This is a genomic window from Flavobacterium araucananum (assembly GCF_002222055.1).
Lineage (GTDB): Bacteria > Bacteroidota > Bacteroidia > Flavobacteriales > Flavobacteriaceae > Flavobacterium > Flavobacterium araucananum.
In genome coordinates, this window is record NZ_MUGS01000114.1 from 1 (window position 1) to 4,390 (window position 4,390).

The window sequence follows — 4,390 nt, forward strand, 5'->3', positions numbered from 1 at the left end:
GTATTACTACTTGCTCTATAACATGTCATTTTAAAAAAAAACAGAAGGATATTAAAATTTTTTTTCCATATTTTTTTTTTGCACATGGCTGATAGTATTGTAATTATCTGTATTGTATTTTTGTAAGTGCAAATAACACATTATCAAAGATATAAAAAAAATGAGATTTTAATGTTTTAAAAGTAAAATAATTTTTGAAATACTTTTTTTACAAAAAATGTATAGCTAAAGTAGATAAATCATAGCTGTTTAATTGTTAAAAAGCGTTCTGATTAGTCCAACTTTTATCTTTGTCAGAATTTGAAATAATTAACCCTGTATTTTCTAAAAATAATAAAGCATCTAGTAGTTTTGCTTCATTTTATAATTGCGTCTGCACTGCGGACGTAATTCATAATATGTTTAAAAATGTCTGTGTTAACGCTAAAATAAAGTTTAACAGATATATTTATAATTGTGTCAACTTACTTTTAGTTTTTTTTTTTTTGTATTATACATTCTACGACAATTAATTATTAATAATCATAATGATCTAATTCATAAAATTTGTTGTCAAGAGGATCAAAATAAGGATTCCGGTCATCAGTATATAGCTCTCTGTCTCTTAAATAAATTTCTTTTGACTTAATTGCAAGTTCAAGAAATTCATTTGCCCCAAATTCGCTCAATCCACCAATTGCGTCGTCAATATATTCGTTTTCATTGTTAAAGTAAAATTGGTCAAACCCGCCATTGAAAACTTCATTGTCAAGAATATTAGTTGATACAACTCTTCTTTGCATTTCATTAAGAGTCTTACCTTCAAATTTGATAGTTAACAAATAATCAGCTACTTCAAAGTCAAAATCGTCGCCAGATTGAGTTTTAAGTTTTTCTTTCAATTTTATAAAATCAATGCTCATATGTTTTTAATTTGCAATTAAAGTTAAAGTTGGGGTATTAAAGCGGGTTTGATATTAAATCAAGCCCATTCTTGAAATTTGTCAAATTGTCAAAACACAAATAAAATCTCATTAGTCTTGATAATAAGATTGTTGAATTGGGTATTAGCGTTAACTTTTTTGTTTTTCGTAGGTATTCAGTATGTTTTCCATTATATTGTAAAATGCCTCCTTATTAAAATCCTTTGGCTTCCTTTTTAAGTCGTCATAATCATTTATGCCTTCGAGTATTTTTGCTTTCAATAATCGATATTGTTGCTGTTTATCAAGATTTTTTATTTCCGAATAATCAAAGTGTTTTACTACTAGATAGTTTTTGTATTTAGTTCCGTATCTTTTATAGTTCTCTGTTTGTTTCAAAAATGTTGCAAAGCCACCATTGAAGTCATAAAATTCAAATCCAAAGTCTACAGTATTAATAGATTTACCGAATGTTTTGCCAGCAATCTCATTATTTATATAATCCTGAACTTCGTTAAGGTCAAAATAGATTCTGCTTTTGTCTACTTCGATTGTTTCTGTTCTTCTAAAAATAAAACGAGTAGTGTCAAAAAATTTGATAATAGCTCGATCTGTTTCGGTTTGGTCTAACAACAAAGATTGGCTTTTTAGATATTGTTTGTAGTCTTCAAACAAATTGTCAGCATTAAAATCCTTTGACAGAGGAACTCTTTGTTCTAAATATTTAACTAGAACTAAAGATGCATTAAGAATTAACTTCAATTTTTCGTCATCACTTACTTTGTCAAAAAGTTGTTTGTCAATATGGGCAGACAAGTGAGCGCAAGCAGAATAAACACTATCAGTTTGTCGTCCAAAATTTATATTTGGTTCAACATAAATATCAAAACGAAAAAGTTTAATGCCTAAACCATAATTTTTATCGGAAATAAAATCAAGAAATACATTTATAGCTTTTTGTTGAATTGCCTCAAATTCTTTTTCAAAAATATGCTGGTTGATTAAAAACCAACATTCATATTTCTTTGTATTGTTATTTTTCATTATAGACTTTTGGCTCGGTTCTGTCGCATCTGTTTAATAACTATTATCTTTAGATCTTCGAAATATATTTTATGAATACGAAAGGTCATTGTTTTCCCAAAGCCATTATTTTGCAGGCTGTTTATTTCAAATTGCGATTTACATTGAGTTACCGGGATGTTGAGGAAATAATGAAAATGCGAGGAATAGCAGTTGATCATGCTACGATTCAACGCTGGGTATTTAAATTTACTCCAATGATTGAATCTCAGATGAAAAAAAGAAAGAACAGAGTAGGGGCCAGCTGGCGAATGGATGAAACTTATATAAAAGTAAAAGGTATCTGGTGTTATTTATATCGGGCTGTTGACAAATGGGGCAATACGGTGGATTTTCTTCTGACCAGAAGAAGACAGAGAATGAGTGCACAGTCATTTTTAATAAAAGCGATAAAGAATAATTGCCGGCCAACGGTAATAAATATAGACAAAAGCGGCTCTAACACCAGCGCAATCAGGGTTTACAACAAACGATCATTTTCGAATATAAAGATTAGGCAGTGTAAGTATCTGAACAATATTGTTGAGCAGGATCATCGTTTTATAAAATGGCGGATACAGAACGGTCTGGGTTTTAAAAGTTTTGAATCGGCCAGACGAACATTAAGTGGAATAGAAGTTGTACACATGTTGAGAAAAAATCAGATGCTTAACCCAGGAATAAGTATGTTCAAATCATTTTGTAAATTGGCTGCATAATTTTTTGGGGTTTCTGATTTCTTTCGAATTTACATGCCAGATGCGACAGAACCGATATTTGTGCTGTAAAAAATATATTTCAATGGTCAAAAAATGCAAGTGTTAAAGTTCCAAAAATAATTTCAATATCTTTTGACAATTATGAAGTTATAGGTAACGAATTATTACAAGAAAAACCATCTATTGTTTACGGTGTGACAAAATCTATTCCCCATGAATATTTTACATCAAATACTAAAGCATTTCATATAGATTTATCATCACAGGATATTAATTATAAAGATATTTTGTTGTTTGCCTTAGAGCAAAATGTCGACAAAGAATTAATTGTAATAAGAGGGAAGTATCATTGGATTCCAATTTATAAAAAAATAAATCTTCTGGATATTAAAAATAAAGTCAATTCTTTAGAAACAAAAGATTCTATATTCGTAATTACTGGGGGATTAGGAGCCATTGGTTATGCATATGCTAGTTACTTAGTAAAAAAGCATGTCCAATGTACACTTATCTTATTAGGTCGAACTATAGAGTCAAACTTAAGAAAAGACTATAAACAAAAACTGGATGATTTAAGGAATACAGAGCATAAAATTATCTACTCTGCTATTGATATTGGTCATGTTGAAGCATCAAATAAATTAAGTGAACTTTTGAATATTAATAATATTAATAATATTGATATTGTTTTACATACCGCAGTAGTTGTTGCTCAAAGTGTTTTAAATGATAAAAATAAGATTCATATAGAACAAGTACTTAATCCCAAGATAGCAGGAATTGAAAACTTGATTAAACTTGCCAAATCTGTTCCAATAAAAAAATTAGTCAATTGCTCATCATTAACAAGTATAATGCCTTCATTAGGTAATACAGAATATACTGCAGCAAATTTGTATCTGGATGAGATAAGTTATAGAAGTCATATCAATATTGATTCCATGCTTACAATTAACATAAATCAAATCTCTGATGCAGGAGCAGCTATCGAATTTATTAAAAATAGCACAACCAAAAGCGGCAAAACATCAAATTCAATTAGGAGCCATGAATTTCCTATTATTTTGGAGAATTTATTATCAAATAAAAATTTAAAAAATATTTGTTTATCAAGATATGATATAAAAGTTGGTTTTTTGAATCATTTTAAACTTTTAGATATTCAAAATCAGAAAAAAGTTTGTGCAAGAGATATTAAATTAATTGAAGAAGATTTTTCTGAAATAGAATACAAAATAGCCAAGATATTTGGTGATGTATTAGGTGTGCAAGAAATTTCAATTCAAGATGACTTTTTTAAGATTGGAGGAAATTCGATTTCAGCTATCAAAGTATCACACCAAATGAGTCAAGTATTTGAGTGTGATGTTTGGGTATCAGATTTGTTTAAGTATAAAACAATAAAAAACTTAAAAGAAATATTATCATTTAATACTATTAACGTAAAAGGGGAGGATTGGGAGATATGAATTTAATAAAATTAGTCAATGACTTTAAAATAAATGACTCAATGTTATGGGTGGAAAATTATAATATTAAGTTATTTGTATCTGATGGTTTGAAAAGTGAAAGATTAAAAGATTTAATTACAAAATTCAAGCCTCAAATAATAAATTTCTTATTACTCAATAAAATTTTCTCTAAAGGTGATTTTATAAAAAAAAGAATATTTGTTTTAGATCAAAAGGAAAATGTTTTGTCTTTTTC

The 4,390-nt window shown here is 28.3% G+C and carries 5 protein-coding genes; 3 read left to right on the forward strand and 2 right to left on the reverse strand.

All coding sequences use genetic code 11. The features are described 5' to 3' along the window. Positions 1-515: 515 nt before the first annotated feature. Both B0A64_RS24590 and B0A64_RS24595 read right to left on the reverse strand, forming a co-directional pair. Positions 516-902 carry a DMP19 family protein gene (locus B0A64_RS24590; protein ID WP_089482078.1) on the reverse strand — a complete coding sequence of 129 codons (387 nt, stop codon included), beginning with the start codon at positions 900-902 and terminating at the stop codon, positions 516-518. 150 nt (positions 903-1,052) lie between these two features. Further along, complete coding sequence (locus tag B0A64_RS24595; protein ID WP_089482079.1) at positions 1,053-1,946, reverse strand: hypothetical protein; 894 nt, start codon at positions 1,944-1,946, stop codon at positions 1,053-1,055. Between the two features lie 71 nt (positions 1,947-2,017). Here B0A64_RS24595 and B0A64_RS24600 point away from each other — a divergent pair, with 71 nt between their 5' ends. The 3 genes from B0A64_RS24600 to B0A64_RS25450 form a co-directional block, all read left to right on the forward strand. After that, entirely contained in the window at positions 2,018-2,683 is a 666-nt protein-coding gene (locus B0A64_RS24600; protein WP_089482080.1) for an IS6 family transposase, read from the forward strand. A 194-nt stretch (positions 2,684-2,877) separates the two neighbouring features. Next, positions 2,878-4,152, forward strand: a complete 1,275-nt coding sequence (locus tag B0A64_RS24605) for an SDR family NAD(P)-dependent oxidoreductase (RefSeq protein WP_089482081.1) — start codon at positions 2,878-2,880, stop codon at positions 4,150-4,152. Then, positions 4,140-4,390 (forward strand): hypothetical protein (locus tag B0A64_RS25450; RefSeq protein ID WP_133083328.1); only part of this gene is annotated, 251 nt, incomplete at its 3' end. The genes B0A64_RS24605 and B0A64_RS25450, both read left to right, overlap by 13 nt.

What these genes read in the sequence shown, in the direction of transcription:
- B0A64_RS24590 (WP_089482078.1), bottom strand. Translation starts at nt 902, where the DNA reads ATGAGCATTGATTTTATAAAATTGAAAGAAAAACTTAAAACTCAATCT.
- B0A64_RS24595 (WP_089482079.1), bottom strand. Translation starts at nt 1,946, where the DNA reads ATGAAAAATAACAATACAAAGAAATATGAATGTTGGTTTTTAATCAAC.
- B0A64_RS24600 (WP_089482080.1), top strand. Translation starts at nt 2,018, where the DNA reads ATGAATACGAAAGGTCATTGTTTTCCCAAAGCCATTATTTTGCAGGCT.